Source organism: Pantoea sp. M_10 (assembly GCF_008631515.1).
GTDB classification, from domain to species: Bacteria; Pseudomonadota; Gammaproteobacteria; order Enterobacterales; family Enterobacteriaceae; genus Pantoea; species Pantoea anthophila.
Genome location: NZ_VWUL01000005.1, coordinates 188,294 through 215,135, shown reverse-complemented (window position 1 = coordinate 215,135; position 26,842 = coordinate 188,294). Strand labels below are relative to the sequence as shown.

Here is a 26,842-nt window from a genome sequence, read left to right as displayed (position 1 = left end):
AGTCCTGCAGTGTAATGCAACGCAAAGCATAGAGCGGAGACCAGTCATCGTCAGCGACAGACGTGAAGAGAGGGACACCTTCATATCGCGACGGTGGTAAGCCTGCCTGGCAGGTTTACCGGTTAAAGGAATAGAGGACTGGTTCTCCGGAATGCTGCCGCTGCAAGCGGATTGCTCCCCCAGCCTGCCCGGAGACCTTCTGAGGTTCGCACAGTGGGTATACGCATTCCTGTCACACTTGGTGCCATTGAACCTCTGGCACTGATCCCCTTTAAATCGCAGAAGATTGCCCTGGTATGTGAAGGCGGCGGTCAGCGCGGTATTTTCACCGCCGGTGTCCTGGATGAATTTCAGCGCGCCCGATTTAACCCGTTTCAGCTGATGCTTGGCACCTCTGCCGGTGCACAAAATCTCTCTGCCTATGTCTGTGGTCAGCCCGGCTATGCCCGGCGCGTCATTACCCGATATACCACCAGCAAACTCTTTTTCGATCCGCTGCGCTTTGTGCGCGGGGGAAATCTTATCGATCTCGACTGGCTGATTGAGATTACCCGCAGTGAATTTCCGCTGGCGATGAGCAGTGCAGAGCAGATGTTCTCCAGCGGCCGCGAATTTTATATGTGCGCCTGCCGCAGTGACGATTACACCCCTGGCTACTTCACGCCCACTGCCGACAACTGGCTGGATCTGATCAAAGCCTCCAGCGCCATCCCCGGCTTTTACCGTCTGGGGGTTAATCTGGAGGGGATCAGCTATCTCGACGGCGGCATCAGCGATGCCATTCCGGTGCGGGAGGCGGCCCGTCGCGGGGCTGACACCATCGTGGTGATCCGCACCGTACCGTCGCAGATGTTCTACACGCCGAAATGGTTCAGGCGGATGGAGCGCTGGCTCAGCACCGGCGCGTTGCAGCCAATGGTGAATGTGGTCAACCGGCACGAGCAGAGCTATCGGGAAATTCAGCAGTTCATTGAGAATCCCCCCGATGATTTGCGTATCATCGAAATCTTTCCGCCGCATGCGCTGGCCAGCAGTGCGCTTGGCAGCCGCATCAGCTCACTGAATCAGGATTATCATCTGGGACGGCGCTGCGGCCGCTATTTCCTCGCGACGCTGGGGCAGTGGCTGAGCGATGCGGAATCGCTGACCTCGCCGCGCATCGTCACGCCCGCTGCCCCGGTGGCGAACGCGCCCGATACCCGCCAGATTATCACACCACCGCTGGCGGATAACGATGAGCATTACGACAAAGGATCGCTGGCATGAAGTTTATCGACACGCACTGCCACTTCGACTTTCCGCCGTTTGAGGGGGACATTCCCGCCAGCCTGGCGCGCGCCGCTGAGGCGGGCGTGGAGAAGATCATCGTTCCGGCGATTGATGCCAGCCGCTTTGAGCGGGTCTCTGCGCTGGCCGCGGCGCATCCGGCCTTATATGCCGCGCTGGGGCTGCATCCGATTGTGATTGAAGCGCATCAGGCCTCTCATCTCGACCAGCTTGAAACGCTGCTGCAACAGCGACCGCGTAAGCTGGTGGCGATCGGCGAGATCGGGCTGGATCTCTATCGCGACGATCCGCAGTTTGATAAGCAGCAGCGCTTTCTTGAGGCGCAGCTTAAGCTGGCGAAAACCTATCAGCTGCCGGTGATCCTGCATTCACGGCGCACGCATGACAAACTCGCGCAGATCCTGCGTCGTCACGATCTGCCGCGCCGTGGCGTGGTGCATGGCTTTGCTGGCAGCCTGCAGCAGGCGCAGGCTTTTATCCGGCTGGGCTATGCGATTGGCGTTGGCGGCACCATCACCTATGAGCGCGCCAGCAAAACCCGTCAGACCGTGGCGCAGCTGCCGCTCTCTTCGCTGCTGCTGGAAACCGATGCCCCTGATATGCCGCTGCAGGGCTTTCAGGGCCAGCCCAATCGTCCTGAACGGGCGCGTCGGGTGTGGGAGGTGCTCTGCAGCCTGCGTGACGAGTCACCTGAAGAAATTGCCGATGCCCTGTGGCACAACAGCCAGCAGCTGTTCCGGCTCGATCCCACTTTTCCGGCGCTGCGCCCCTGAATGTGATAATAGTAACATCGCATCGCGTGACGTATAATGGCCATTATTCCGCGTTATCTGCGATTTTTGTCACAGCCTGCGTGGTAATTTTGCACCAATTTCTTATTTCTATGTGACTGCTGGCACATATCAGGCCGCTTCAAAGTGTTATTATTATAACATTCCGCCGGCGAGCCGGTGGGTTGCACCCCGATTCTTTGGAGAGCCTCATGACCGATATCAAACACCTCGCCCTGCGCGCCCTGAAACTGATGGATTTGACCACCCTGAATGAGGACGACACTGATGCAAAAGTGATCGCCCTGTGCCATCAGGCCAAATCCCCGGCAGGCAACACCGCCGCAATCTGCATCTATCCGCGTTTTATTCCGATTGCGCGTAAAACGCTGCGCGAGCAGGGCACGCCGGAGATTCGTATCGCCACGGTGACGAACTTCCCGCACGGCAATGATGACATCGACATTGCGCTGGCCGAGACCCGTGCCGCAATCGCCTACGGTGCCGATGAAGTGGATGTGGTGTTCCCCTATCGCGCGCTGATCGCCGGGAACAGTCAGGTCGGCTTCGATCTGGTCAAAGCCTGTAAAACGGCCTGTGCGGAAGCGAATGTGCTGCTGAAAGTGATCATCGAAACCGGTGAGCTGAAGCAGGAAGCGCTGATTCGTCAGGCGTCAGAAATCGCCATCGACGCCGGTGCCGACTTTATCAAAACCTCTACCGGCAAAGTGCCGGTCAACGCGACGCCCGAAGTGGCGCAGATCATGATGAATGTGATCCGGGATAAAGGCGTCAGTGAGCAGGTTGGCTTTAAACCTGCGGGCGGCGTGCGCACCGCGGAAGATGCCGCACTCTATCTGCAAATGGCGGAAGAGACGCTGGGCGCCGACTGGGCCGATGCGCGCCATTTCCGCTTTGGTGCCTCCAGCCTGCTGGCGAGCCTGCTGAATACCCTGGGTCACGACAGCGACACCAGCAAAGCCGGTTACTGATCCTTCTGGCGGTCGCTGACCGCCTTTTCCCCACCGCATCTTTTCTGAACCAGGGGGCTTTCGTGTTCCTGCCACAAGAAATTATTCGTAAAAAACGTGACGGCTATGCGCTGACTGAAGAGGAGATTCGCTTCTTCATCAACGGTGTGCGCGATAACAGCGTTTCGGAAGGCCAGATTGCTGCGCTGGCAATGACCATCTATTTTCACGATATGACCCTGCCTGAGCGGGTGGCGCTGACGATGGCGATGCGCGACTCCGGTACGGTGCTCAACTGGCAATCACTCCATCTCAACGGCCCGGTGGTGGACAAGCACTCTACCGGCGGCGTTGGCGATGTGACGTCACTGATGTTAGGACCGATGGTGGCGGCGTGCGGCGGCTATGTGCCGATGATCTCCGGGCGCGGATTGGGCCACACCGGGGGCACGCTGGATAAGCTGGAGGCGATTCCGGGCTTCGACATCTTCCCCAGCGATGACCGTTTTCGCGAGATCATTAAGCAGGTGGGTGTGGCGATTATCGGCCAGACCAGCTCGCTGGCCCCGGCGGACAAGCGTTTCTACGCCACGCGTGACATCACCGCCACCGTTGATTCCATTCCGCTGATCACCGCCTCGATTCTGGCGAAGAAGCTGGCCGAGGGACTGGATGCACTGGTGATGGATGTGAAAGTCGGCTCTGGCGCGTTTATGCCAACCTATGACGCCTCTGAGCAGCTGGCGCAGTCGATCGTGGGCGTCGCCAATGGCGCAGGCTGTCAGACCACAGCCCTGCTGACCGACATGAATCAGGTGCTCGCCTCCTCCGCAGGTAATGCGCTGGAAGTGCGTGAAGCGGTGCGTTTCCTCACCGGCGAGCAGCGCAATCCGCGCCTGCTGGAGGTGACGCTGGCGCTCTGCAGTGAAATGCTGATCTCCGGTAAACTGGCTGCCAGCGACGCCGAAGCGCGTCAGAAGCTGATGGCGGTGCTGGACAACGGCAGCGCGGCCGACTGCTTCGGGCGTATGGTCGCGGCTCAGCAGGGTCCGGCCGATTTTGTCGAACGCTACGACACCTATCTGCCACAGGCGATGCTGAGCAGACCGGTATATGCCGACCAGCCAGGCATCGTCAGCCGTATGGATACCCGTGCGCTGGGGCTGGCTGTGGTCGCGCTGGGAGGCGGACGTCAGCGTGCCAGCGACAGTATCGATTACAGCGTCGGCCTGAGCGACATGATCACCCTGGGCGAACGGGCCGACGCACAGCGTCCTCTGGCGATGATTCACGCCAGCAGCGAAGAGCAGTGGCAGCAGGCCGCCGCCGCGGTGAAAGCCGCGCTGGTGCTGGGGGACAGCGCCCCGGCTGAGACACCGGTTGTCTATCGCCGTGTGAGCGATATCCGCTAACTGGCCCGTAACCCGTGCCAGCCGCGATGCATTCAGGTATACTGATCTGATCGCTTTTTTTTGACTTGTCACGCGCCAATGCGCAGGAGACTTGCATGAAACGTGCTTTTATTATGGTTCTCGATTCCTTTGGAATTGGCTCCAGTAAAGATGCCGATAAATTCGGTGACGCGGGTTCAGATACCCTGGGTCACATCGCTGAAGCCTGTTTTAAAGGTGAAGCAGATAAGGGACGTAAAGGTCCTCTGCATCTGCCTAATCTTACCGCGCTGGGTCTGGGTAAAGCCGCGGAGCTGTCGACCGGTCGCTTCCCGGCCGGTCTGGACCCTGAGGCGACGATCACCGGCGCGTACGCCTACGCCAGCGAGCTGTCTTCGGGCAAAGATACGCCGTCAGGCCACTGGGAAATCGCCGGTGTGCCGGTGCTGTTTGACTGGGGCTACTTCAGCGACAAAGAGAACAGCTTCCCGCAGGATTTGCTGGACAAGCTGGTGGAGCGCGCTGACCTGCCGGGCTACCTCGGAAACTGCCACTCATCAGGCACCGTGATCCTCGATCAGCTGGGTGAAGAGCATATGAAAACCGGCAAGCCGATTTTCTATACCTCGGCAGACTCGGTGTTCCAGATCGCCTGTCATGAAGAGACCTTTGGCCTCGACCGCCTCTATGCGCTGTGTGAAATCGCCCGTGAAGAGCTGACGGAAGGGGGCTATAACATCGGCCGCGTGATTGCCCGTCCGTTTGTGGGTGACAAAGCGGGGCAGTTTGAGCGCACCGGTAACCGTCACGACCTGGCGGTTGAGCCACCTTCAGCCACCATGCTGAAAAAGCTGGTAGATGAGAAAGGCGGCCATGTGATTTCAGTGGGTAAAATCGCCGATATCTATGCGGAGCAGGGCATTACCAAAAAGGTCAAAGCGACCGGTCTGGATGCGCTGTTTGACGCGACGATCCAGGAGATGAAAACGGCGCCGGATCAGGCGATTGTTTTCACCAACTTCGTGGATTTCGACTCCACCTGGGGGCATCGCCGCGATGTCGCCGGTTATGCTGGCGGCCTGGAGCTGTTTGACCGTCGCCTGCCTGAGCTGATGGAACTGGTCGGCGAAGATGACATTCTGATCCTCACCGCGGACCACGGCTGTGACCCGACCTGGCAAGGCACCGAGCATACGCGTGAGCACATTCCGATTCTGATCTACGGACCGAAGGTGGAGCCAGGCTCACTGGGCTACCGCGAGACGTTCGCCGATATTGGTCAGACAATTGCACACTACTTTGGCCTGTCCGACATGGACTATGGCAAGAACATGCTGTAAATCAGCACTTTAATAAGGATTTAAACCATGGCTACTCCTCACATCAATGCTGAAATGGGCGATTTTGCCGATGTTGTTCTGATGCCCGGCGATCCGCTGCGTGCAAAGCACATCGCAGAAACCTTCCTGGAAAACCCGGTTGAAGTGAACAATGTGCGTGGCATGCTGGGCTATACCGGCACTTACAAAGGCCGCAAAGTCTCTGTCATGGGTCACGGAATGGGTATCCCTTCCTGCTCCATCTACACCAAAGAGCTGATCACTGACTTCGGCGTGAAGAAGATCATCCGTGTTGGCTCCTGTGGTGCCGTGCGTCCTGACGTCAAACTGCGTGACATCGTGATTGGTATGGGTGCCTGCACCGATTCCAAAGTGAACCGTATGCGTTTCAAAGATCACGACTTCGCGGCGATTGCTGACTTCGACATGGTGCGCAACGCGGTGGATGCGGCGAAAAACCTGGGTGTTGAAGCACGCGTCGGTAATATCTTCTCTGCCGACCTTTTCTACACCCCGGATCCGCAGATGTTCGACGTGATGGAAAAATATGGCATCCTCGGCGTTGAGATGGAAGCGGCAGGCATCTACGGTGTGGCCGCTGAGTTTGGCGCTAAAGCCCTGACCATCTGCACAGTATCAGACCACATCCGCACGCATGAGCAGACCACAGCGGCTGAACGTCAGACGACGTTCAACGATATGATTAAGATCGCACTGGAATCTGTCCTGCTGGGTGATTAATCCCTCTGGCGGGCGCTGTCGTCCGCCATCTGTTCAGATCCTCTTTAACCGGAGGATCTGCCTCACTCCCCCGCGCTTTCCCGTAACATTCACATCAAATGACACACTTTTGCCGAGGCTTGTGCATCTTCGTGCTGGCACCGCCGCGAACGCGCTTTATTATGGTGCGCAACAACAGATAATAATTAATCGCCTGATAATGCCCCCTGATGAATTTTCGTAACTTCGAAGCTGAAGAGAAGCTCTTTGCCCGCCGTGCTGCAGTTGCCTTTGCTCTGGTCTGTCTCTGTTTCACTATTCTTGGCGTGAACCTTTTCCGTCTGCAGGTGCGCGATCACGGCTATTACCAGACGCGCTCCAATCAGAACGACATCAAGATGATCCCCATCGCGCCGACGCGCGGATTGATCTATGACCGCAACGGCATTCCGCTGGTGCGTAACGTCAGCTGGTACGCCATCACGCTGACGCCGTATAAAATCAGCGATATGGAAGCGACGCTGCGCGAGCTGACGCCGCTCGTGGATCTGACGCCCGATGAAATCGACACCTTCCGCCATGCGCTGAAGCAGACCAGCCGCTACAAGCCGGTGGTGCTGAAAGAGGAGCTGACCGAAGAGGAGGTCGCCCGCTTTGCGGTGAATCAGTTTCGCTTCACTGGTGCCAGCCTTGAGACCTATCAGGATCGGGAATATCCCTACGGGGCCGATCTGGCACATGTGGTCGGTTATGTTTCGAAAATCAACGACAGCGACTACAAGCGCCTGAATGAAGAGGGGATCGCCGAAAACTATGCGGCGGACCACAATATCGGCAAGCAGGGCATTGAGGGATATTACGAAGCGCTGCTGCACGGCAAGCCGGGCTATCAGGAAGTGGAAGTGGATAACCACGGCCGCATTGTCCGGGTGCTGAAAGAGGTGCCGCCGGTGGCAGGCAAGAACCTGACGCTGACGCTGGATCTCCATCTGCAGCAGTATGTGGAAAGCCGCCTGGCGGGGCAGCGTGCGGCGCTGCTGATTGAAGATCCGCACGACGGTTCGGTGCTGGCGATGGTCTCCAGCCCCAGCTATGACCCCAATCCGTTTGTCAAAGGCATCAGCTATCAGGCCTACAAAAAGCTGCTCCAGGATAAAAATCTGCCGCTGATTAACCGCGTCACGCAGGGACTCTATCCGCCCGCCTCGACGGTGAAACCTTACATGGCGATGTCGGCACTGCTGACCCATGTGATTACGCCGCAGACGCAGTTCTTTGGCGCGCCGACCTGGACGCTGCCGGGCACCGACCGGCGCTATCGCGACTGGAAAAAGACGGGCCACGGTATGCTGGATGTGACCCGCGCCATTGAAGAGTCTGCCGACACCTTTTTTTATCAGGTGGCGTTTATGATGGGCATCGATCGCATTCATACCATGCTCAGCCAGTTCGGCTATGGCAAATCGACCGGTATCGATCTGAATGAGGAGTATAACGGCCTGCTGCCGAGCCGCGAGTGGAAACAGAAGGTGCATAAAAAGCCGTGGTATCAGGGCGATACGGTCTCCGTCGGCATTGGCCAGGGCTACTGGATCGCGACGCCGATTCAGATGGTGAAAGCGATGGTGGCGCTGATCAACAACGGCAGGGTGATTGCGCCGCATCTGCTGGAGAAAACCCAGCGCGGCACCCTGGTGGAGAACTACCATCCACCGCTGCGCGAAACGCAGATTGGCGATCCCCATTCTCCCTACTGGGCGCTGGTGCGCCGTGCGATGTTTGGCATGGCGAACTCACCTAACGGCACCGGCTATAAATATTTCCACACGGCGCCTTATGGCATCGCCGCGAAAAGTGGCACCTCGCAGGTTTTCAGCCTGCGCCAGAACCAGACCTATAACGCGAAGATGATCCCGGTCCGGTTGCGTGACCATATCTTCTATACCGCCTTTGCCCCCTTTAACGACCCGAAGGTCGCGGTGGCCCTGATTCTGGAAAACGGCGGCGGGGAAGGGGTGACGGCTGCGCCGGTGATGCGGGATATTCTGGACCATATCTTTATCCCGCCCGCGCCAGAGGCGACGGTGTCCGCCACCCAGACCGCGCAGACCGTGCAGTAAAAGGGGGCAACAGCCCCCGCAGCCACTCAGGCCTTAAGCGTTCTGGCGACCTGGCCGATGGCACGCACCACATCGGTTGCGCCTTCGCGGATTTCGGCGATGACGCCGCCCGCCTCCTGGGCCAGCTGCACGCCCTGATCCGCGCGCTTCAGGTTCGACTCGATCCCCTTCAGCGCGCGGCTCGCCAGCACGTGGTTTTGCTGTATCCGGTTTTCGATGTCAGTAGTCGCACGGTTGATGTTCGCCGCCAGCGTGCGCACTTCGTTTGCTACGACTGCAAAGCTGCGGCCATGGCTGCCCGCTCTTGCGGCCTCAATGGCGGCATTCAGTGCCAGCAGGTTGGTCTGATCGGCAATGCGCCGGATCCCTTCGACAATCGCGCCGATACGATCTGATGACTCGCTCAGGCCGGTAATGTCACCGGAGATGCCCTGCAGTTCCCCCGCCAGCGCATTCATGGTCTGAACGCTGCTGGCAATCACATCGGCACCCAGCCGTGTACTCTCATCCGTCTGCAGCGCGGTGTGGTAAGCCTGCTGCGCCGCGTCATGCTCCTGCTGATTTTTTTCTACCTGAGCGGTGACATCCGTCGCGAATTTGACGATTTTGTAGAGCCGGCCCTGTTCGTCAAACACCGGGTTGTAGGTTGCGCGCAGCCAGATGGTCTCACCGGCTTTGTTGACGCGGGGAAACTGACCGGAGACAAATTCACCCCGGTTGAGCTGCTGCCAGAATTCGCTGTATTCCCGGCTGTCGCGCAGCGCCTGCGAGCAGAAGTGGCTGTGATGGATACCTTCGATCTCCTCCCGCCGGTAGCCCATGGTTTTCAGAAAGTTATCATTGGCTTTGAGCACCTCGCCCTTGAGGTTAAAGGCGATCACTGCCATAGAGCGCTCAATGGCGGTCGTGATGGCGCGCTGCTCCTGGGCGTCGTTGATATGGCCGGTAATGTCGGTGGCCAGCTTAACAATTTTGATCACCCGGCCATGTCGGTTCAGCACCGGGACATAGTTGGCTTCGAGCCACACAGGGCGGCTGTTTTTGGCTACGCGCAGAAACTTGTCGCTGAAGCTCTCTCCCCGGTTCAGTCGCAGCCAGAAATCCTGATAATCTTTCGACTGTAACTGCTCTGCGGTGCAGAACAGGCTGTGGTGCTGGCCTTCTATCTCTGCCAGCGTGTAGCCCATCCGCGCCAGAAACAGCGAGTTGGCGCTGAGAATTGTGCCGTCAGGCGAAAATTCGATCATGGCGATAGATCCGTTAAGCGAGCTCAGCGTGGCTGCTGAGTGTGCGCGTTTCTGCCAGCTGTGACGTGCAGCGATTCCTGATGTAATGGTGGAAAACATAGCGATCCTTATTATTAGTGTGGGATTCGCCTTATTTATCGGCATCCGCGCGGCACAATGGAGTCTTTACCGGTCCGCTGACTAAAATTTATCCTGACGACCGTCACGTTTTTGGTGTCAGGAGAGCCATAGCGGGCGGGTTGATGGAAAAGCGGGCAGTCGATCTGATTTTGGCGAAAAGCGTTTGACGCTGCCGGGCCGCTTTGGTTTAATGCGCCCCGTTGCCCGAATAGCTCAGTCGGTAGAGCAGGGGATTGAAAATCCCCGTGTCCCTGGTTCGATTCCGGGTTCGGGCACCAAAATTTGAAACCCTCGCTTCGGCGGGGGTTTTTGCTTTTTAGCGCCACATCCTACCTCATAACCCTCCACTGATTTGCCCGCGTTCCCTCACTCATCCGGTCACCCGCCAGAAAGATTTCACGGCGAAATCAATTTACCGTCTCGCCTCTGTGCTGTGTTGCCAGGCTGCCACCGCCTGATATGCTGCTCAGCCTGCAATTGGCCGCGACTAATCGTGTTTTATACGCCTCTCTTTACAGAATCACTCTGACAGGCACAATACCCCTTTCTCAATCCTGTCTTACGGTCATGTCAGAAGAAGCGCTGCGTCTGCAGATACAGAACCTGAAAAAGCATAATGCGCGGCTGAAGCGTATAGCGCATGACGCCCGGACAAAACTCAACGCGGCGCTGGATGGCACCGGGCTGTTTCTGTGGCAACTGGACATTCCCAGCGGCAAGCTGGTGATCTTCAACCGGCGCTGGGGTGCCATGCTGGGCTTCCAGCCGAAAGAGACTGACGCCACGTTTGAATCCTGGAAAGAGAGCCTGCATCCCGATGATGCAGACGAGGTTTTACGCGCGTTTTACGACCACATTACCGGGAAAGCGCCCTACTACGAGGCCCTGCATCGTATGATCGCCAAAAACGGCAGCATCGCCTGGGTGCTGGATCGTGGCCGGGTCAGCGAGTGGAATGACGCGGGGCAGCCGGTCAAAGTGATCGGCACGCATATCGACATGACCAAAGAGAAGCAATATGAAGAGCAGCTCGCGCTGCTGGCGCTGCACGATCCTCTGACATTACTCAACAATCGTCATGCACTGCAAAGCGCCTTCTGCGAACTCAAAGCACAGGGGCCGCTCTGTGTCGTCTTTATTGACCTGGATAACTTCAAGCACGTCAATGACACGCTGGGTCACCGCAGCGGTGACGAAGTACTCATTGAGCTGAGTCAGCGGCTGACGCAAAGCGTTCCGGAAGCGGTCATCACCGGCCGGCTCGGTGGGGATGAGTTTGTCCTGTTGCTGCCCTTTGCCATCATTCATCCGCAGGTCAGAGCGCTGGCCCATGCCTGCCTGGATGCCGTTCTGACGCCGTTTGAGATGGCAAACGGGCACGCCATGATCGGGGCTTCTGTGGGCGTATCCCAGGTGCAGGCCAGCGATGATTTCGACACCGCGCTGGCGCGCGCGGATGAAGCGATGTACCGCATCAAGAAAAACGGCAAACGCGGTGTGGCTTTTGATCCTGACATTACCCGATTATTATGACCTGATATACCCGGCTGCGCGCGCTCTTCATCAGGCGTAACGGCACACCTCACCTGATCTTCTCTTCTCACACTCCTGCCTGTGGCACCGGGCGGCAGGGTTGATGCCAGCCTCCGCAGAAAACACTTTTTAGTACTATTCCTAAAGCCTCACCTTCACTGTCCACATGCTTAAATTATGCCGCTTCGCTTGTTCATTAATTTCAGGGCTGGATATGGCTCGTGATCTTAATTAAAAATTTTATTAAATCGCGATAATTGATCATTTATTGATCAAATTCACCATTTTAAAGCTGCAGCCAGTGATGCCATGCGCTTCGCTTAATTATGGCGTCGAAAAAATGTAGCGAAGATTTATTTCGCGCTTCGCTTAGGGAAATTGATCGTTTATTGATCATCTTCACCACCTGATATTGAAGAAGTTATGTTGCAGCCGCTTCGCTTACGATTTTTTCAATTGGACATTTTTCGAAAAAGATCGATTAATAGGGCGCGGCGAATTTGGCTATAAATTTTTGACACGCCGTTGCGCTTTTTTGAATAGGAAAAGGCGATAGTTGAAATGCGTTATCAATCCGGATGAGGGCAGAGCCACCAATAAACCAGAGCGATGGCGGATTTTTATTTGGCTCGCTTGATCGGTCCGATTTTCTGTCTACATTTAGATTGCTGAATCGGCCTGATGAAGCATTAACTGTGCAAATTCTGATTTTTAATTCAAAGAGGAACACAGAATGACTCAATATCGTGGTGGGGCCGGAAACTTTGCGGCTGACAAAGAGCGTGCGGCTGAAGCCGGGCGCAAAGGCGGCCAGAAAAGCGGCGGGAACTTTAAGAATGACCCCGAGCGGGCTATTGAGGCAGGGCGCAAAGGAGGTAAGGTCAGTCGCCGCAGCTAAACCCTTAAACGCTGTCATCACAGCAGGTTAACAGGTTGAGCGGGCCGTACAGATTCTCTTTAATTTTCCTTAAAGATAATTACCCCCTGAATTATGTCGCTGCTTAATGACTGGCAGCAACAGATATCCTTAATTAAACCGGATGGGTTTCCTGTCCGGTTTTTTTATTTCCGTTTCGTTAAAGCTATACGTTTTAATAAAAGTTTGTACAGGTAAAGTTTTGCCTGGTGCATTTTTTATGCGCCGGATTCCGGAAATGTATACAGTGTTTTATACGCTTGTACAAATTCGGATGTCGGTAGCGAAGCCGTAACGTGGAAAATGCTTTTCAGCTAACATGCTGCTGCAAAAAGGAAAATGCATTTTACATGCCACTTTTGTCTCAAATTCATACTACCGAAGCGTGCGATATTAAGAATCTCCACTAGACTTTCCATTTGTCAACGATATGACTGGCGTTGCGTTATTACCGACGCAGCTTTTTAATCAATGAGGCTATCTTATGACAGTGAAAACGTTAAACGATCTGTTCATCCATGACTTATCCGATGTATACAGCGCTGAGAAACAGATAACCCGTGCATTGCCTAAAATGGCGCGTGCTGCCAGTGACGAAACGCTTGTTGCTGCGTTTAATCAACACCTGGAAGAGACCCGGGTGCAGATTGAACGCCTCGACGAACTGGTAGAGGTAACACCTGAAGTTAAAATTAAACGTATGAAATGCCATGCGCTTGAAGGTCTGGTTGAGGAAGCGCAGGAGATCATCGACTCGGTCGAGAAGGGAGAAGTCCGCGATCAGGGGCTGATCGGGGCAGCGCAGAAAGTTGAGCACTATGAGATTGCGACTTACGGCACCCTGCATGCGCTGGCATTAAAGCTGGGCTACACCAAAGCCGCCGAGCTGCTGGAAGCGACACTGAATGAAGAGAAACAAACGGATGAAAAGCTGACCTCGGTCGCTGAGTCGATTACCGTCTCTTAAGGAGTGACACATGACTGCAATTGAGCATTATCATGACTGGCTGCGCGATGCGCATGCCATGGAAAAACAAGCGGAAAGCATGCTGAGCAAAATGTCGGGCCGTCTTGAACATTATCCGGCGCTGGAACAGCGCCTGGCCCAGCATCTGGATGAGACAAAACATCAGCTGACATTGCTGGAACAGCTGCTCGACAGCCACGGTATCGATCATTCCGTGATGAAAGATGCGATGGGCAAAATGGCGGCCACCGGCCAGGCCGTGGGCGGCATGTTTAACTCTGATGAAGTGGTGAAAGGCGCCATCAGCGGCTATGTGTTTGAGAATGCCGAGATCGCCAGCTACACCAGCCTGATTGCGGCGGCAGAACAGGTAGGGGATACCCAGGGTGTACGGATCCTTAGCGAAATCCGTGACCAGGAAGTGGCAATGGCGGAGTGGCTATTGCAGCACCTGCCTGAAGTGACGCAGCAGTTCCTGCAGCGGGCGTCACAGCCAGGCACGGAAGCGAAGAAATAGCGCAGAACAGTCTGCATAAAAAAGCCGGGATGCCCCGGCTTTTTTGCGTCAATGCTGTTCTGTGTGTCAGTCTGCCATCAGATGACCATACATCGTCATCAACTTGCGGGTTACCCCGTTGGTCCAGCCAAAGCCATCCTGTAGCGGATATTCACCGCCACCACCCGGACGGGCGCGATCGCCGCTGATGTCATATTTCTCGACCAGCTTATGGTGCAGCTGATAAAAGTTGTTGACCGTGTTGAGCCAGTTAACCGCCACTTCACTCGCCAGCGTCTCTTCGCCATAGTTATTCAGGCCAACCACGGCCATCCACTGCATCGGCGCCCAGCCATTTGGACGGTCCCACTGCTCGCCGCTTTCAACCATAGAGGTCAGCAGACCGCCGTTGCTCAGCAGCAGATGGCGCAGCGAGATCGCCTGCAGATGTGCCTGATGCGGTGTAGCCAGCCCGACAAACAGCGGCACGACTGACGCTACCGTAAAGGCCCCGAAACGCTCACGCCGCCAGTCATAGTCGCGGAAAACGCCTGCGGTGCTGTCCCACAGGTAGCGGGTGATGGCGCGTTTACGCGCTTCCGCTTTTTTCTGCCACGCCAGCGCCGTCAGCTCTTCGCCTTTGGCATGCGAAAGCGTGGCGATCATCAGTTCCAGCTTGTAGAGAAACGCGTTGAGATCGATCGGGATGAACTGCGTCGTCCGGATGCTCGACAGCCGTTTCGGGTTACGCAGCCAGCGCGAGGAGTAATCCCAGCCCGATTCCGCCCCGGCGCGCAGGTCGCGATAGACCTCGCTGGCCGGACGTTTAGATTCACGCGCGGTTTCCACGTCTTCGCTCCAGGATTCATCACGCGGCGTATCGCGGTCATCCCAGTAGCGGTTGAGCAGTGAGCCGTTTGGCATGCGCACCACATGACGATAGGCCTGGTTCGGCATCAGTGAACCGGCGCCGTCCATCCAGAACTGATACTCCTTCATCAGCTGTTCCTGATAGCGTTTGGCACCGCGCACGCCATCTTCTTCAAACAGCTCGACCATCAGGGCAAATACCGGCGGCTGAGAGCGGCTCAGGTAATAGGTGCGGTTGCCGTTAGGCACATGACCGTAGTTATCGATCAGCCACGCAAAGTTGTCCGCCATATGACGCAGCAGATCGTCGCGACCCGATTCTGCCAGGCCGAGCATCGTAAAGTAGGAGTCCCAGTAGTAGGTTTCACCAAAGCGTCCGCCGGGGACCACATAGGGTTTAGGCAGCGGCAGCAGCGATGAGTGCGGCATATGCTGCTGCGGCATTTTGGTCAGAACCGGCCACAGGTCATCGATATGCTCGTTGAGCGTTTTATCCGGGTTGGAGACATAGAAGCTTTCATTTACGCCAGGCAGATAAAAGTGATCGGCGACAAAACGCGACAGGTCGAAGTCACTGCTGCGTTTCTGTCGACGATAGCGCATCAGCACATCCAGCGGATCGTACTTTGGCGAACAGTCGGGGAAGGTTTTACTGTCCTCGAAAATTCGCGACATCTGGACATGTTCAAACAGTTCCAGATAACGATCGGCAGGCGTCAGCGCATCCGGCGCCGGCAGGCCTTCGATCAGCTCCGGTTCCGGTTCAGAATCCTGCATGCGATCCAGTTTCAGTTCATGGGGATCGTATTGATACTCAACTTCCGCCCCGGCACGAACCTCTTCAAGTGCATTTTGTTGCTGGCGATAAGTATTAATAGCGGCCTCCTGAGCGGTCATGGTTGCACAAAGGACAAATTATAGACCTCTCAATCTGCGGAACAACAATGCAGATTGCCTATGAACGTAATAAAAATTGTCTATTAATTGAGGTTTTTGAATAAATTCCAGACAATTCAACCAAATATGCTGCTGTTCACAAAAAACGCATTTCAGATGAATCTCTTAGGTAACTAAAGAAAAAAATTTAAGCTGAAGAAAACAGGCGTCTGTTTACATTTTGTAAAGAAACCAGAGGCCCTGGCAGGGTGCAAAAAGTGGCATACCCAACGGAAGAAGGACGGAAACGGGCAGGGAGCGGACCAGGCTGTCCGCTCCCTGCCATCAACATTACTGTTTCGCCAGCGTCGCGGCAATCACCGCCTGCCAGGTGGTCGTCGGGCGACCGATTAGCTGACTCAGCTGGCGGGAATCATCAAACAGGCCGCCTTTCTCTGCGCCGGCGTCGGAATCTGCCAGCATCTCCGCCAGGCCGTCTGGCAGACCGGCATTTTTCAGCGCTGCGGCGAAGTCACTCTGTGAAAGATTGACGTAATCGACCTTCTCGCCGCTCTGGGCGGCAATCTCCGCAGCGAACTGCGCCAGGGTGTAGCTCTCATCACCGGCCAGTTCGTAGACCTTACCGGCCTGATCGTTACGGATCATGACTTCTGCCGCCGCTTCCGCATAGTCCTGACGGGCTGCCGAGGCGATACGGCCTTCGCCTGCCGCACCGATAAAAGCGTGGTGCGCCAGCGATGGAGGAATGCTGGCAGCATAGTTCTCGCTGTACCAGCCGTTGCGCAGCAGCGCAAAGGGAATACCAGAGGCCTGCAGCAGCGCCTCGGTCGCGCGGTGCTCAACCGCTAACCCCAGCGGTGAGCTGTCGGCATGTAACAGACTGGTGTAAGCGATAAAACCCACACCCACCGCCTGCGCCGCCTCAATAACGGCTTTGTGCTGCGCTTCACGCTGGCCCACTTCACTGCCGGAGATCAGCAGCAGCTTATCCACGCCCGAAAACGCGGCCCTGAGGGTCTCTGGCTTACTGTAGTCAGCCTCACGGACAGTGACACCCTGCGCCGCAAGATCCGCCGCTCTGGCGGGCGTACGCACCGCAGCGATGATCTCTCCCGCCGGGACTTTTTTCAGTAAGGCATCGATCACGAACCGGCCCAGCTGGCCGGTAGCTCCTGTTACGGCAATCATGTTATCTCTCCTGTGACGGTTGGTGAAAATCAGACTACGGGATAGACTAATTTTTAGTAAGTACTTACAGAATTGTTAGTTTGAACGGAGCGAAGTAAATGTCTGAAAAACTGAGTGAAAGATTTAGCCGGGGTGAGCTGCTTAACGTTAACTGCCCGTCCCGTGACGTGCTGAAGCGCGTGACCAGCCGCTGGAGTGTACTGATCCTGTTAGCGCTGCAGGGTCAGACGCTGCGCTTCAGCGCGCTGCGCCGGACGGTGGGGGGCGTCAGTGAGCGGATGCTGGCGCAGAACCTGCGCTATCTGGAAGAGGATGGCTTCGTGCAGCGTATCGCCTATGACGTGGTGCCGCCGCATGTGGAATATTGCCTGACTCCGCTGGGTCGCGAAGTCGGTGAGCAGGTTGTCGGGCTGGCTGACTGGCTGGAGCTGAACGTGAGCCGGATTCTGGCGCAGCGCGAAAAATCCGCCGCAGAGTAGTTCCCCTCTGTTTTCCGGCCTCCGTCTCCACGCGACGACTCACTCTTCAGGCGCTCGCGCAGTTCTCCGGCTGCATCCGCTGTGACAGATTCTCTTCGATGCCAAAACGGCAGAGCGCAACGGCGGCACAAATAACCCCAGCGGCCCGTTGCCGCTTATTAAACCGTTTTTTCTCGCGCGGGTCCGGAATAATCGTCGGCCTGCGTGTGACGTTTAATTCATCTCTGCTTTTTGACTCATTTTATTAACATTTACAGCTGCGCTTAAATCGCTTTCTTCCCGGTTTTTCTATGCGGTTTTAATGGCGGTATTAGCAGGGTTATGCGAAAAAGCAAACAAAGCGGCAGAGATAAAAGCTTGCGGTTTTAACCTGTTAAAAAACCAAGCGATTTAATCTTCCCTCTCTCATTTTTAACCTTTACCTGAGTGGGGTTTATAACAAAATAGTGTCTGAAAACAGGCTGTTGAAGACCTTTTTCATGCAGGCATGACTCAGGCCAGTCTCTCTTTTTGAGGGTGGTGTTACTGTAACATTAGCGACACATAAGTGCGCTTAAATTAACCTTTAAGCCTTATTTTTAAATAAGTAATTCCTGCTAAAAACAATGATCAGAATCAACAAATACTGTTATAGTTTTCATTCATCCCACTGTTTCTGTTTCCGCGTCGCAAATAGTTTTAAATTTGCGGCGGGAATTTCAATAAGCGCAGAGAAACCCGCGCATCAGGCTTAAGTTGTTAATTATAAGTAAATACATGGTGTTCTATGTGGCAAAGAGGTAAGCAATGTTCGGATTAGATGCCTTTCATCTGGCCAGGATTCAGTTCGCATTTACTGTGTCCTTCCATATTATCTTTCCCGCCATCACTATCGGTCTCGCCAGTTTCCTGGCCGTACTCGAAGGTATGTGGCTCAAAACCCGCGATCAGTCTTATCGCGATCTCTACCATTTCTGGTCCAAAATCTTTGCCGTTAACTTCGGTATGGGTGTGGTCTCAGGGCTGGTTATGGCGTATCAGTTCGGGACTAACTGGAGTGGCTTCTCGGCTTTTGCCGGGAGTATCACCGGCCCGCTGCTGACCTATGAGGTGCTGACGGCGTTCTTCCTGGAAGCGGGTTTCCTGGGCGTGATGCTGTTTGGCTGGAATCGCGTGGGGCCGGGTCTGCACTTCTTTGCCACCTGTATGGTTGCCCTCGGAACATTGATTTCGACCTTCTGGATCCTCGCCTCTAACAGCTGGATGCATACGCCGCAGGGCTACATCATTCAGAATGGCATCGTGATTCCGCAGGACTGGTTCAAAATCGTCTTTAACCCCTCTTTCCCTTACCGGCTGTTCCATATGTCGGTGGCGGCATTCCTGGCGAGCGCGTTTTTCGTGGGATCGTCGGCGGCCTGGCATCTGCTGAAGGGCAACAACAATCCGGCTATCCGCCGTATGTTCTCGATGGCGCTGTGGATGGCACTGATTGTCGCGCCGATTCAGGCGATGATCGGTGATGCGCACGGCCTGAACACGCTGGAACATCAGCCTGCTAAAATTGCAGCGATTGAAGGGCACTGGGAAAACCCGCCGGGTGAAGCCACGCCGCTGATTCTGTTCGGTATTCCCGATATGGAGCAGGAGCGGACGAAGTATGCGCTGGAGGTGCCGTACCTTGGCAGCCTGATCCTGACGCACAGCCTGGACAAGCAGGTTCCGGCGCTGAAGTCGTTCCCGAAAGAGGACCGTCCCAACTCAACCGTCATTTTCTGGTCCTTCCGCGTGATGGTGGCGCTGGGCCTGCTGATGATTACGCTGGGCGTGGTCAGCCTCTGGCTGCGTTTCAAAGGACGTCTCTATGAGTCGCGTCCTTTCCTGTGGTTTGCGCTGCTGATGGGGCCATCGGGTCTGATTGCGATCCTGGCTGGCTGGTTCACCACCGAAATTGGTCGTCAGCCGTGGGTGGTTTATGGCGTGCAGCGCACCATCAATGCGGTGTCGGCGCATGGTGACATTCACATGAGCATCAGTCTGCTGGCCTTTATTCTGGTCTACAGCTCGGTGTTCGGGGTGGGCTACCACTACATGATGCGTCTGATTAAGCAGGGACCGGTTACTGGCGAAGGTCATATCACCGAAGAGGGTGGACCTGGTCAGAAGAAAACGCCGGCGCGTCCGCTTTCGGCTGCCACCTTTAAGGATGGAGACCACTAAGATGATCGATTTTTCTATTATCTGGTTTGTGATTATCGTCTTCGCAACCCTGATGTATATCGTGATGGATGGCTTTGACCTGGGTATCGGTCTGCTCTTCCCGTTCAATAAAGATGCCGGTGAGCGCGACATGATGGTAAACACCGTCGCGCCGGTCTGGGATGGTAATGAAACCTGGCTGGTGCTGGGCGGTGCAGGCCTCTACGGCGCGTTCCCGCTGGCCTACGCGGTGATTGCCGATGCGCTGACCATCCCGCTGACCGCCATGCTGATTGGTCTGATTTTCCGCGGCGTCGCCTTTGAATTCCGCTTTAAGGCGGTCGAAGGTCATCGTGCCTTCTGGGACAAGTCATTTATTGCCGGTTCGATCATCGCTACCTTCAGTCAGGGGGTGGCCGTGGGCGCGTTGCTGGATGGTATTCCGGTTGAGGGACGCCGTTTCGCCGGTTCCGCCATGGACTGGCTGGCACCGTTCCCGCTGTTCTGCGGCGTCGGTCTGGTAGTGGCCTACGCGCTGCTGGGCTGCACCTGGCTCATCATGAAGACCGAAAATGAGCTGCACCGCAAAATGTCCGCGCTGGCGACACCGCTGGTCATCGCCCTGTTAGTGGTTATCGGGATTGTCAGCCTGTGGACGCCGTTTGCCCATGGCGACATCGCGCATCGCTGGTTCAGTAAGCCAAACCTCTTCCTGTTCCTGCCGGTTCCGGTGCTGGTGCTGCTCTGCTCGTGGGGCATTGTGCGCGCCATCAAACGTGAAGCGCACTATTCGCCGTTCCTGCTGACGCTGGCGCTGATCTTCCTGGGCTTCTCCGGGCTGGGCATCAGCATCTGGCCAAACATTATTCCACCGTCAGTGACCATCTGGGCCGCCGCGGCACCCCCACAGAGTCAGGCCTTTATGCTGGTGGGTAGCCTGCTGATCATCCCGATGATTCTGGGCTACACCTTCTGGAGCTACTACGTGTTCCGTGGAAAAATCAAAGCAGACGCAGGATATCATTGATATGAAAAGTCTCAGCAGCATGAAAAACCACAACGAAACGAAAGCTGACAATGACGCGAAAGCGCCCTGGTGGAAGCGCGTTATGTGGCTGGTGTTTATCTATGCCGCCAGCGTACTGGCGCTGGGTGTTGTTGCCTCTCTGTTCCGGATGATGATGACGGCGGCGGGGATGCGCAGCCATTAATTATCCCGGTAACGGCGGTGGGTGCTGCTAACGCGCAGGCTCAGTGCGGCGCAGATTTTTTCAATCATCAGGAGGCTGGCGCGAGCCAGCCTTTTTTAGTTAGTAACCTAAGCAATTAATGCGAAATCGCCCTGCACGGGCGTGTTCGCCTTACCCTTTCCTTACACCGATTCGCGATTTTTGTTATTCTTTTGTAACGAAATTCTCAGTCTTAACCCGCGTCGTAAATCGCCATCATGCTCAGCCAGGCCATCAAAAAACAGCACATTCACGACTTAGTCGAATGGATAGAAGCCAATCTTACCGACGACCTCAATATCGATCAGATCACCCTGAAATCGGGCTACTCCAAATGGCACATGCAGCGCATGTTCAAGGAGATGACCGGACAGACGCTGGCGGCCTATACCCGCAAACGGCGTCTGACAATGGCCGCCATGGCGCTCCGGCTGACGCGCATGACGCTTATTGATATCGCCGTTCGCTTTGGCTTCGATAACCAGCAAAACTTCACCCGCGTATTCAAAGGGCACTTCTCGCTGACGCCCGGCGCGTTTCGCCGTTTTCCTCATCTGCCGGTTAAAAACTTTCACGGCCGTATACTGGCGCGTTCGCTGGATGAGCGCGCGACGCTGGTGGAGCGAGAGGAAGAACTGCCTCTCTGCGGCGAGACGCTGGAGTGGGAGTGTCAGTTCGGTAATTACATCGCCGACCGCGAACACCGGGTAGCCGATCAGGCGCGGCAGCTGGTGGCGCTGGCGGGCAGTCATGTGAAGCAGGGGTGGTTAGGCTTTCAGTACGGTCCCGGCCACAGCTCGGCTGACCAGCAGAATATCAGCCTGTTTCAGGCGCTGGAGCCGCAGCATGCGGCGCTACTGGGCGAGCATACCGTCAGCTGGCGCGAAGAGCGGGGCCTCTATGCGCGTATCCGCTGGAGCGGCAGGCCGGAGCAGCTGACGCGTTTTATTGAAGATATCTACTATCAGCATCTGCCCGGACTGGGCGTGTCACGCCGTCAGGGCAAAGATCTGCTGAGTCTCGATTTTACGCAATGTCAGCCCGACTGGCTGAGCGGCGTTTTTTCCATTCCGGTCACCCGGGCGTAGTCAGTGGAGCAGGGCACACTGCCAGCGGCGTGCCGGATGCATCTTTCGTGCGGTGAACCGTGATAAACCGCACGATTTTATAAAATAACTCCCCGTTCTGGCGTAAAATTCTCCTCCGAAACCCTGCTGTACCTTAATCATCGTGCATCTGTAGCAGGGCTGGAATAATCATCTGCATTTCAGGCCGTTCACGGCCAGAACACAAACGAAGACACCTATGCGACGCTTAATAATCTCACTGATTCTGGCATTGCCCGTTATGGCAATGGCACAACAGGCTGAACCCTTCTCACCGCCAGCCGGACTGCATCCGCACTCTCAGAGCGCCGGTCATGAAATTGTGGGTGATGGTGAGCTGCCGGAACAGAACAGCAGTAATCACTGCTTCTCCGGATTCGGCGATACCCTGTAACTGTGAATGCGCGGCCAGCCCCGGCGGCGTAGACGTTGCCCGGCTCATCAGGAGCCGGACAGCCTGACTCCTCTCTGTTCACACCCGCTCTTCTCTGATTTGCCGCTGCCGCGTCTGACGCTTCGTTTCCGGGCCGTCTCTGCTGCGCGTCCGGGGAGGCTTGCTCTGCAGCTGACCTTTGTTTTTAACGCCTCCCGCTCTCTATTTAATCCAGGGCCTGCACTCATCGCGTCGGCATAAAATATATCTTAAACCGTCGGATCGCATTTTTCGTCATTGTGCTCAAGATATATCATCGCTTATCTTCTGGCTTCAGATGAGAATGATTTTTATTAACTAATCATCACCAACCCTTTGAATAACGGGTATCTGTCCCGTTCCAGGAGAGACATTTTGCCAGCATCAACGAATTCGCGCGTGCCGCAGCGCGTACGAAACGAACTACGTTTCCGTCATATTCAGGTCGAAAGCAAAACTCAGATTGCCGGGCACTTCTGGCGCATCCGCTTCAGTGGCAGCGATCTGGCGGGCTTTACCTCACCTGGCTTCGATGACCATATCAAGGTCTTCTTCCCGACGGCAGAAGGGGTCGAACTGGCGCTGCCGCAGATCACCGATGGAGCGATTGTCTGGCCCGAGGGCGAGCGTCCACCGGCCCGCGACTACACGCCGCTGGAATTTGATGGCGAGTCGTCACTGACGCTCGACTTCTATATTCATCAGCAGGGTGTCGCCAGTGACTGGGCAACCCAGGCGAAGCCGGGCGACCGGTTAGTGATCGGCGGGCCACGCGGTTCGCTGGTGGTGCCGACCGATTACGCCTTCCAGCTCTATGTCTGCGACGAAACCGGGCTGCCCGCCTTTTCACGTCGCCAGCGCGACGCCCGGGCGCAGGCCCTGCATCTCTACGCCTTTACCGATGAGGCAACGGGCCGTGACTACCTGCCGGACACCACCGGCGTGACGCTGAACTGGCTCGGCAGCGGTCAGATGCAGACCGCGCAGCTCAGCCAGCTGATTGCCCGGCTGGATCAGGTGACATTCCCGGCGGAGGATTACTTTATCTGGCTGACCGGTGAAGGTGAGTTTGTGAAGGCGCTGTGCGACTACTTCACGATGCAGCGCGGCATCAACAGTGACTTCGTGCGGGCGGTGGCCTACTGGCACCAGAAGTAACCGGCGCTGACAATTGAGTTTTGCCTGGCGGCAGACTACCATCAGGCTCCTTTTTTCGCAGGCCAGACTATGAAACAGCATCCCACGCCCTTTTCCGCTGACGACCCGAGTGCCCGCACAGGCGGTTGTGGCGGGCGGCGAAAACGCCGTGAAAAAATGCTGGAAGCGAGTGAGATTCGTCTGCTGATGCTGCATTTTCTGTCGCAGCATGCGGCGCACGGTTATGAGCTGATTAAGTCGGTTGAGGAGCTGTCAAAAGGGGAGTACACCCCCAGCCCGGGGATCATCTATCCCAACCTGACGCTGCTGGAGGAGATGGAGGCGATTGAGGTACTGGATGCTCAGGCCGCGCGCAAAGCGTATCGCCTGACGGCGGCCGGTAAGGCGCTGCTGGCAGATAACCGCGAAACGGTCTCCCGCCTGATCACGCGTCTCTCCACGCTGGCGATTCTGGTCAACAATCGCAGCATTCCCGCCGTCGAGCAGGCGATTTACGGACTGAAAGTCGCCCTGAACCAGCGGCTGGCGCAGGAAGATATCTCTGATGCCGCGTTGCAGACGCTGATTGCGGCCCTGCACGACGCGGCAAAGAAAATCACTCACAGCTGAGCCGGATAGCTTAGCCGATCTCCGTTTTGTTTTTATCGATGTGACCCAGCGTGCGATCCGGGAAACAGATGTCGCGCACCCGCTGTTTCAGCGTGGTCGCATCAGGAAAGCCGCCATCCCGCTTACGTTCCCACAGCAGATGCTCATCCAGCATGATCTCAAACACACCGCCGGTGCCGGGTTTCAGCGTTACCTCCGCCAGATCCTCAGCAAAGGTATGCAGAAGTTCCTGTGCCATCCACGCTGACCGCATCAGCCAGTTGCATTGCATACAGTAGTGAATAACTACCACAGGTTTTTGCGCCATAACTCTCTTCCTTACGTATTGATAAATGCCAGTGCATTCAGGTTAAAAAAGTGTGCGCTGTGGTTGTTTATGAACTCATAAAGCTATTTAAAACAGTAGCTTAATTCCATCTTCTCGGGTCAGAGTCTCGCTCAGTGTGCTGTTCTGCTTTTTTGCGGCTTTTATGCAGCGCCGTCTTTGTCATGTCAGCAAGCAAGTGAATACTAACAAGTAATCAAAGGATTCGCTGCTCTGTTACCTCATTTTTGGCGAGGGAGATAACGACGCTGGCGTAGCAGGTGCTCATCCGCGCCGCTATTTATCGCGGCTCTGAGAGACATCACGACAGGAATAAACACCGATTTACGAAGGCTGCTGCACTACTCTCATCCTGTTTCGCTGAAGGACGCTTTGATCAACTGAACGCCTGGTTTTCTGATCGGCAATCTGACCGTTTCGCTTTAAAAACATTGCCTTGCGTCTATTTGTTCACCGATTTTGCGCTATACCTGGAGTTCCGGACTGACGATTAAGGAAACCATAATGGCAAAATCATTAGCGCAAACGGCTGAACAACTGGGCACACTTTTACTCTCTTCCGGACTGCATCTGGCGACCGCCGAATCCTGTACCGCCGGGCTCATCAGCATGACGCTGGCGGCGGTGGAAAGCAGCGGTGACTTCTACACCAGCGGATTCGTGACCTACAGCGATAACGCCAAAATCCGTCTGCTGGGCGTGCATCCCGCCACGCTGAAACAGCACACGGCGGTAAGCGAACAGACGGCGCGTGAGATGGTTCAGGGGGCCTGCGCACGCTCGGGTGAGCCGGTGGGATTGTCGATTACCGGCTATGCCGGGCCGGATGGCGGTGAAGATGGAACCCCGGCAGGCACCATCTGGTTTGGCTGGGTCCTGCCCGACGGCCGGGATGAGGCGGAGTGCCACCGGTTCAGTGGCGATCCGAAATCGGTGATGGAGCAGGGCACGCAGTTCGCGCTGGAGGGGCTTATCAGACGGTTGCAGCAAAGCACGCTCTGAAGGCGCGAAGCGCGCCTTCAGAAGCCGTCAGCGGCAGTCGACAATCAGCCGGCCCTGCACTTTTCCGTCCAGCAGATCCTGCGCACCCTGTTTCGCCTCACTCAGCGGGATAACCCGGCTCAGCCGGCTGAGCCGTTCGCCATCCAGCAGCTCACCCAGCCGCTGCCACGCCTGCTGGCGAAGCGGTGTCGGGCAGAGCACGCTGTCCACACCGGCAAGCGTGACGCCGCGCAGAATAAAGGGGGCGACGCTGGCAGGCAGGTCGAGACCCTGCGCCATACCGCAGGCGGCGACCGCGCCGTCCCGCTGGGTGGCGGCCAGCACGTTCGCCAGGGTGTGGCTGCCCACGCTGTCTATCGCGGCAGCCCAGCGCTCTTTTGCCAGCGGCTTGCCTGGCTGCGACAGCTCATCACGATCGATGACTGAGGCCGCCCCCAGGGTGTCGATCAGGTAGGCATGGTCGCTGGCGCGTCCGCTGGAGGCGATAACCTCATATCCCAGACGCGCCAGCAGGCTGACGCTGTAGCTGCCGACGCCGCCGCTGGCACCCGTCACCAGCACCGGCCCGTGGTCAGGCGTGATGCCCTGTTTCTCCAGCGCCATCACACAGAGCATCGCGGTCAGTCCCGCCGTGCCCATTGCCATCGTCTGTAGCGGAGTGAGAGAGGCGGGAACGCGCACCAGCCAGTCGCCGCTGACGCTGGCCTTCTGTGCCAGGCCGCCCCACTGTTTTTCGCCCACCCCCCAGCCTGTCAGCAGGGCCATATCTCCCTCTTTCCAGTCGGGATGGCGGCTGGCGGTGACCCGGCCCACAAAGTCGATACCCGGCACCATCGGGAACTGGCGCACAATCGGGCCTTTGTTGCAGATAGCCAGGGCATCTTTGTAGTTCAGGGATGAGTAGCTGACGTCTAGCGTGACATCGTGGTCGGGCAGTTGCGATTCGGGGAGATCTTTGAGCAGGGCGCGGTAACCCTGCTCGTCATTTTCAATGATCAGTGCCTTGAACATGCATCCTCCAGGAGTGTGACAGTGAGGATGAGTGTACGCCCGGCAGAGGCAATGCGGTAGGGCAAGGGTCAGGCCAGGGGGCAGTGAATCCCGCTCACGCGCATCGTCAGCCGTCGATCGCTCTCTGCATAAATCTGCATATATTTCATATAATTAGTCGTTATGTTAATTTTAATCTGTAAATTATGTATTAAAAACAGGGTGTTATCTTTTTTGTGGTCTGCCGGATAATTGCCTGGCTCGGGTTGTCCACGTAAAAAAAAGATGACATCATGACCGCCACTTTTTGGCCCTGTTTATACATCACAGAGGACGTCGCCATGTCCGGTTCACCGCGCACCCGCCCGGATTACCGTTCGCTCTTTCCGGCGCGCACCGGTTTTTCCTCTTTCCTGAACACGCTGCGGTTCCCCATGCGGTGAGGCCAGCCTGGCAGCGGCCGGTTATCTGCTCTTCAACGGCTGCACAATGCCTTCTGACGGTTTTCACTGACATTCTTC

At 56.2% G+C, this 26,842-nt stretch carries 25 protein-coding genes and 1 tRNA gene; 21 read left to right on the top strand and 5 right to left on the bottom strand.

Annotated elements, in window-relative coordinates:
* Positions 1-213 precede the first annotated feature (213 nt).
* From F3I47_RS15820 to mrdA, 7 genes are all read left to right on the top strand, one after another.
* The gene (locus F3I47_RS15820; RefSeq protein ID WP_150030420.1) at positions 214-1,266 is read left to right on the top strand and encodes a patatin family protein; all 1,053 of its coding nucleotides are present in this window, start codon (positions 214-216) and stop codon (positions 1,264-1,266) included.
* Complete coding sequence (locus F3I47_RS15815; RefSeq protein ID WP_150030422.1) at positions 1,263-2,060, top strand: TatD family hydrolase; 798 nt, start codon at positions 1,263-1,265, stop codon at positions 2,058-2,060. The genes F3I47_RS15820 and F3I47_RS15815 overlap by 4 nt, the downstream gene beginning before the upstream one ends.
* 209 nt (positions 2,061-2,269) lie before the next feature.
* Complete coding sequence (deoC, locus tag F3I47_RS15810) at positions 2,270-3,049, top strand: deoxyribose-phosphate aldolase (protein ID WP_140924952.1); 780 nt, start codon at positions 2,270-2,272, stop codon at positions 3,047-3,049.
* Positions 3,050-3,111: 62 nt separating this feature from the next.
* Positions 3,112-4,440 carry a thymidine phosphorylase gene (gene deoA, locus F3I47_RS15805; protein ID WP_150030424.1) on the top strand — a complete coding sequence of 443 codons (1,329 nt, stop codon included), beginning with the start codon at positions 3,112-3,114 and terminating at the stop codon, positions 4,438-4,440.
* Positions 4,441-4,535: 95 nt separating this feature from the next.
* Positions 4,536-5,759, top strand: a complete 1,224-nt coding sequence (gene deoB / locus F3I47_RS15800) for a phosphopentomutase (protein WP_009087193.1) — start codon at positions 4,536-4,538, stop codon at positions 5,757-5,759.
* Positions 5,760-5,786: 27 nt separating this feature from the next.
* The gene (deoD, locus tag F3I47_RS15795) at positions 5,787-6,500 is read left to right on the top strand and encodes a purine-nucleoside phosphorylase (RefSeq protein WP_009087192.1); all 714 of its coding nucleotides are present in this window, start codon (positions 5,787-5,789) and stop codon (positions 6,498-6,500) included.
* Positions 6,501-6,709: 209 nt separating this feature from the next.
* Positions 6,710-8,599 carry a penicillin-binding protein 2 gene (gene mrdA / locus F3I47_RS15790; RefSeq protein WP_150030426.1) on the top strand — a complete coding sequence of 630 codons (1,890 nt, stop codon included), beginning with the start codon at positions 6,710-6,712 and terminating at the stop codon, positions 8,597-8,599.
* 26 nt (positions 8,600-8,625) lie between these two features.
* Here the strand turns inward: mrdA and F3I47_RS15785 are convergent, their stop codons facing one another.
* Positions 8,626-9,945 (bottom strand): PAS domain-containing methyl-accepting chemotaxis protein, encoded by a 1,320-nt coding sequence (locus tag F3I47_RS15785; protein ID WP_150030428.1) that lies wholly within the window; start codon positions 9,943-9,945, stop codon positions 8,626-8,628.
* A 223-nt stretch (positions 9,946-10,168) separates the two neighbouring features.
* Here F3I47_RS15785 and F3I47_RS15780 point away from each other — a divergent pair.
* From F3I47_RS15780 to F3I47_RS15760, 5 genes are all read left to right on the top strand, one after another.
* Positions 10,169-10,244: transfer RNA gene (locus tag F3I47_RS15780), tRNA-Phe, on the top strand.
* Positions 10,245-10,533: 289 nt separating this feature from the next.
* Positions 10,534-11,499 carry a sensor domain-containing diguanylate cyclase gene (locus F3I47_RS15775; RefSeq protein WP_009087187.1) on the top strand — a complete coding sequence of 322 codons (966 nt, stop codon included), beginning with the start codon at positions 10,534-10,536 and terminating at the stop codon, positions 11,497-11,499.
* Positions 11,500-12,232: 733 nt separating this feature from the next.
* Positions 12,233-12,397 carry a general stress protein gene (locus F3I47_RS15770; protein ID WP_004571242.1) on the top strand — a complete coding sequence of 55 codons (165 nt, stop codon included), beginning with the start codon at positions 12,233-12,235 and terminating at the stop codon, positions 12,395-12,397.
* Between the two features lie 502 nt (positions 12,398-12,899).
* Positions 12,900-13,382, top strand: coding sequence for a ferritin-like domain-containing protein (locus F3I47_RS15765; RefSeq protein ID WP_009087186.1), 483 nt, complete (start codon positions 12,900-12,902; stop codon positions 13,380-13,382).
* Between the two features lie 10 nt (positions 13,383-13,392).
* Positions 13,393-13,899, top strand: coding sequence for a ferritin-like domain-containing protein (locus tag F3I47_RS15760; RefSeq protein WP_009087185.1), 507 nt, complete (start codon positions 13,393-13,395; stop codon positions 13,897-13,899).
* 66 nt (positions 13,900-13,965) lie between these two features.
* On the opposite strand, the gene treF is transcribed toward F3I47_RS15760, so the two are convergent.
* Both treF and F3I47_RS15750 read right to left on the bottom strand, forming a co-directional pair.
* Positions 13,966-15,645: an alpha,alpha-trehalase TreF gene (gene treF, locus F3I47_RS15755; RefSeq protein ID WP_009087184.1), complete on the bottom strand. Its 1,680-nt coding sequence runs from the start codon at positions 15,643-15,645 to the stop codon at positions 13,966-13,968.
* Between the two features lie 330 nt (positions 15,646-15,975).
* Positions 15,976-16,833: an SDR family oxidoreductase gene (locus tag F3I47_RS15750; RefSeq protein WP_150030430.1), complete on the bottom strand. Its 858-nt coding sequence runs from the start codon at positions 16,831-16,833 to the stop codon at positions 15,976-15,978.
* Between the two features lie 98 nt (positions 16,834-16,931).
* Between F3I47_RS15750 and F3I47_RS15745 the strand changes: the two genes are divergently transcribed.
* From F3I47_RS15745 to F3I47_RS15710, 8 genes are all read left to right on the top strand, one after another.
* Positions 16,932-17,312 carry a helix-turn-helix domain-containing protein gene (locus tag F3I47_RS15745; protein WP_009087181.1) on the top strand — a complete coding sequence of 127 codons (381 nt, stop codon included), beginning with the start codon at positions 16,932-16,934 and terminating at the stop codon, positions 17,310-17,312.
* 786 nt (positions 17,313-18,098) lie between these two features.
* The gene (locus F3I47_RS15740; protein ID WP_150030432.1) at positions 18,099-19,511 is read left to right on the top strand and encodes a cytochrome ubiquinol oxidase subunit I; all 1,413 of its coding nucleotides are present in this window, start codon (positions 18,099-18,101) and stop codon (positions 19,509-19,511) included.
* A gap of 1 nt (position 19,512) precedes the next feature.
* Positions 19,513-20,517, top strand: coding sequence for a cytochrome d ubiquinol oxidase subunit II (cydB, locus tag F3I47_RS15735; protein WP_046102528.1), 1,005 nt, complete (start codon positions 19,513-19,515; stop codon positions 20,515-20,517).
* 19 nt (positions 20,518-20,536) lie between these two features.
* Positions 20,537-20,701, top strand: coding sequence for a DUF2474 domain-containing protein (locus tag F3I47_RS15730; protein ID WP_370462026.1), 165 nt, complete (start codon positions 20,537-20,539; stop codon positions 20,699-20,701).
* A gap of 236 nt (positions 20,702-20,937) precedes the next feature.
* Complete coding sequence (locus tag F3I47_RS15725; RefSeq protein ID WP_140924965.1) at positions 20,938-21,807, top strand: helix-turn-helix domain-containing protein; 870 nt, start codon at positions 20,938-20,940, stop codon at positions 21,805-21,807.
* Positions 21,808-22,024: 217 nt separating this feature from the next.
* Positions 22,025-22,219: a hypothetical protein gene (locus F3I47_RS15720; RefSeq protein WP_033736052.1), complete on the top strand. Its 195-nt coding sequence runs from the start codon at positions 22,025-22,027 to the stop codon at positions 22,217-22,219.
* A gap of 393 nt (positions 22,220-22,612) precedes the next feature.
* Entirely contained in the window at positions 22,613-23,395 is a 783-nt protein-coding gene (locus F3I47_RS15715) for a siderophore-interacting protein (protein WP_150030434.1), read from the top strand.
* A gap of 69 nt (positions 23,396-23,464) precedes the next feature.
* Positions 23,465-24,004, top strand: a complete 540-nt coding sequence (locus F3I47_RS15710; RefSeq protein ID WP_150030436.1) for a PadR family transcriptional regulator — start codon at positions 23,465-23,467, stop codon at positions 24,002-24,004.
* 10 nt (positions 24,005-24,014) lie between these two features.
* On the opposite strand, the gene F3I47_RS15705 is transcribed toward F3I47_RS15710, so the two are convergent.
* A complete protein-coding gene (locus tag F3I47_RS15705; RefSeq protein WP_009087166.1) occupies positions 24,015-24,311 on the bottom strand; it encodes a SelT/SelW/SelH family protein in 297 nt (98 codons plus the stop codon).
* A gap of 522 nt (positions 24,312-24,833) precedes the next feature.
* On the opposite strand from F3I47_RS15705, the gene F3I47_RS15700 reads away from it, so the two are divergent.
* The gene (locus tag F3I47_RS15700; protein ID WP_140029518.1) at positions 24,834-25,331 is read left to right on the top strand and encodes a CinA family protein; all 498 of its coding nucleotides are present in this window, start codon (positions 24,834-24,836) and stop codon (positions 25,329-25,331) included.
* A 27-nt stretch (positions 25,332-25,358) separates the two neighbouring features.
* Here the strand turns inward: F3I47_RS15700 and F3I47_RS15695 are convergent, their stop codons facing one another.
* Complete coding sequence (locus tag F3I47_RS15695; RefSeq protein ID WP_150030438.1) at positions 25,359-26,342, bottom strand: MDR family oxidoreductase; 984 nt, start codon at positions 26,340-26,342, stop codon at positions 25,359-25,361.
* Positions 26,343-26,842: the final 500 nt, after the last annotated feature.

What these genes read in the sequence shown, in the direction of transcription:
- F3I47_RS15730 (WP_370462026.1), top strand. Translation starts at nt 20,537, where the DNA reads ATGAAAAACCACAACGAAACGAAAGCTGACAATGACGCGAAAGCGCCC.
- F3I47_RS15760 (WP_009087185.1), top strand. Translation starts at nt 13,393, where the DNA reads ATGACTGCAATTGAGCATTATCATGACTGGCTGCGCGATGCGCATGCC.
- F3I47_RS15700 (WP_140029518.1), top strand. Translation starts at nt 24,834, where the DNA reads ATGGCAAAATCATTAGCGCAAACGGCTGAACAACTGGGCACACTTTTA.
- F3I47_RS15785 (WP_150030428.1), bottom strand. Translation starts at nt 9,945, where the DNA reads ATGTTTTCCACCATTACATCAGGAATCGCTGCACGTCACAGCTGGCAG.
- mrdA (WP_150030426.1), top strand. Translation starts at nt 6,710, where the DNA reads ATGAATTTTCGTAACTTCGAAGCTGAAGAGAAGCTCTTTGCCCGCCGT.
- F3I47_RS15705 (WP_009087166.1), bottom strand. Translation starts at nt 24,311, where the DNA reads ATGGCGCAAAAACCTGTGGTAGTTATTCACTACTGTATGCAATGCAAC.
- F3I47_RS15750 (WP_150030430.1), bottom strand. Translation starts at nt 16,833, where the DNA reads ATGATTGCCGTAACAGGAGCTACCGGCCAGCTGGGCCGGTTCGTGATC.
- F3I47_RS15765 (WP_009087186.1), top strand. Translation starts at nt 12,900, where the DNA reads ATGACAGTGAAAACGTTAAACGATCTGTTCATCCATGACTTATCCGAT.
- F3I47_RS15775 (WP_009087187.1), top strand. Translation starts at nt 10,534, where the DNA reads ATGTCAGAAGAAGCGCTGCGTCTGCAGATACAGAACCTGAAAAAGCAT.
- treF (WP_009087184.1), bottom strand. Translation starts at nt 15,645, where the DNA reads ATGACCGCTCAGGAGGCCGCTATTAATACTTATCGCCAGCAACAAAAT.
- cydB (WP_046102528.1), top strand. Translation starts at nt 19,513, where the DNA reads ATGATCGATTTTTCTATTATCTGGTTTGTGATTATCGTCTTCGCAACC.
- deoB (WP_009087193.1), top strand. Translation starts at nt 4,536, where the DNA reads ATGAAACGTGCTTTTATTATGGTTCTCGATTCCTTTGGAATTGGCTCC.
- F3I47_RS15720 (WP_033736052.1), top strand. Translation starts at nt 22,025, where the DNA reads ATGCGACGCTTAATAATCTCACTGATTCTGGCATTGCCCGTTATGGCA.
- F3I47_RS15725 (WP_140924965.1), top strand. Translation starts at nt 20,938, where the DNA reads ATGCTCAGCCAGGCCATCAAAAAACAGCACATTCACGACTTAGTCGAA.
- deoC (WP_140924952.1), top strand. Translation starts at nt 2,270, where the DNA reads ATGACCGATATCAAACACCTCGCCCTGCGCGCCCTGAAACTGATGGAT.
- F3I47_RS15740 (WP_150030432.1), top strand. Translation starts at nt 18,099, where the DNA reads ATGTTCGGATTAGATGCCTTTCATCTGGCCAGGATTCAGTTCGCATTT.
- F3I47_RS15770 (WP_004571242.1), top strand. Translation starts at nt 12,233, where the DNA reads ATGACTCAATATCGTGGTGGGGCCGGAAACTTTGCGGCTGACAAAGAG.
- deoD (WP_009087192.1), top strand. Translation starts at nt 5,787, where the DNA reads ATGGCTACTCCTCACATCAATGCTGAAATGGGCGATTTTGCCGATGTT.
- F3I47_RS15745 (WP_009087181.1), top strand. Translation starts at nt 16,932, where the DNA reads ATGTCTGAAAAACTGAGTGAAAGATTTAGCCGGGGTGAGCTGCTTAAC.
- F3I47_RS15695 (WP_150030438.1), bottom strand. Translation starts at nt 26,342, where the DNA reads ATGTTCAAGGCACTGATCATTGAAAATGACGAGCAGGGTTACCGCGCC.
- F3I47_RS15710 (WP_150030436.1), top strand. Translation starts at nt 23,465, where the DNA reads ATGAAACAGCATCCCACGCCCTTTTCCGCTGACGACCCGAGTGCCCGC.
- F3I47_RS15815 (WP_150030422.1), top strand. Translation starts at nt 1,263, where the DNA reads ATGAAGTTTATCGACACGCACTGCCACTTCGACTTTCCGCCGTTTGAG.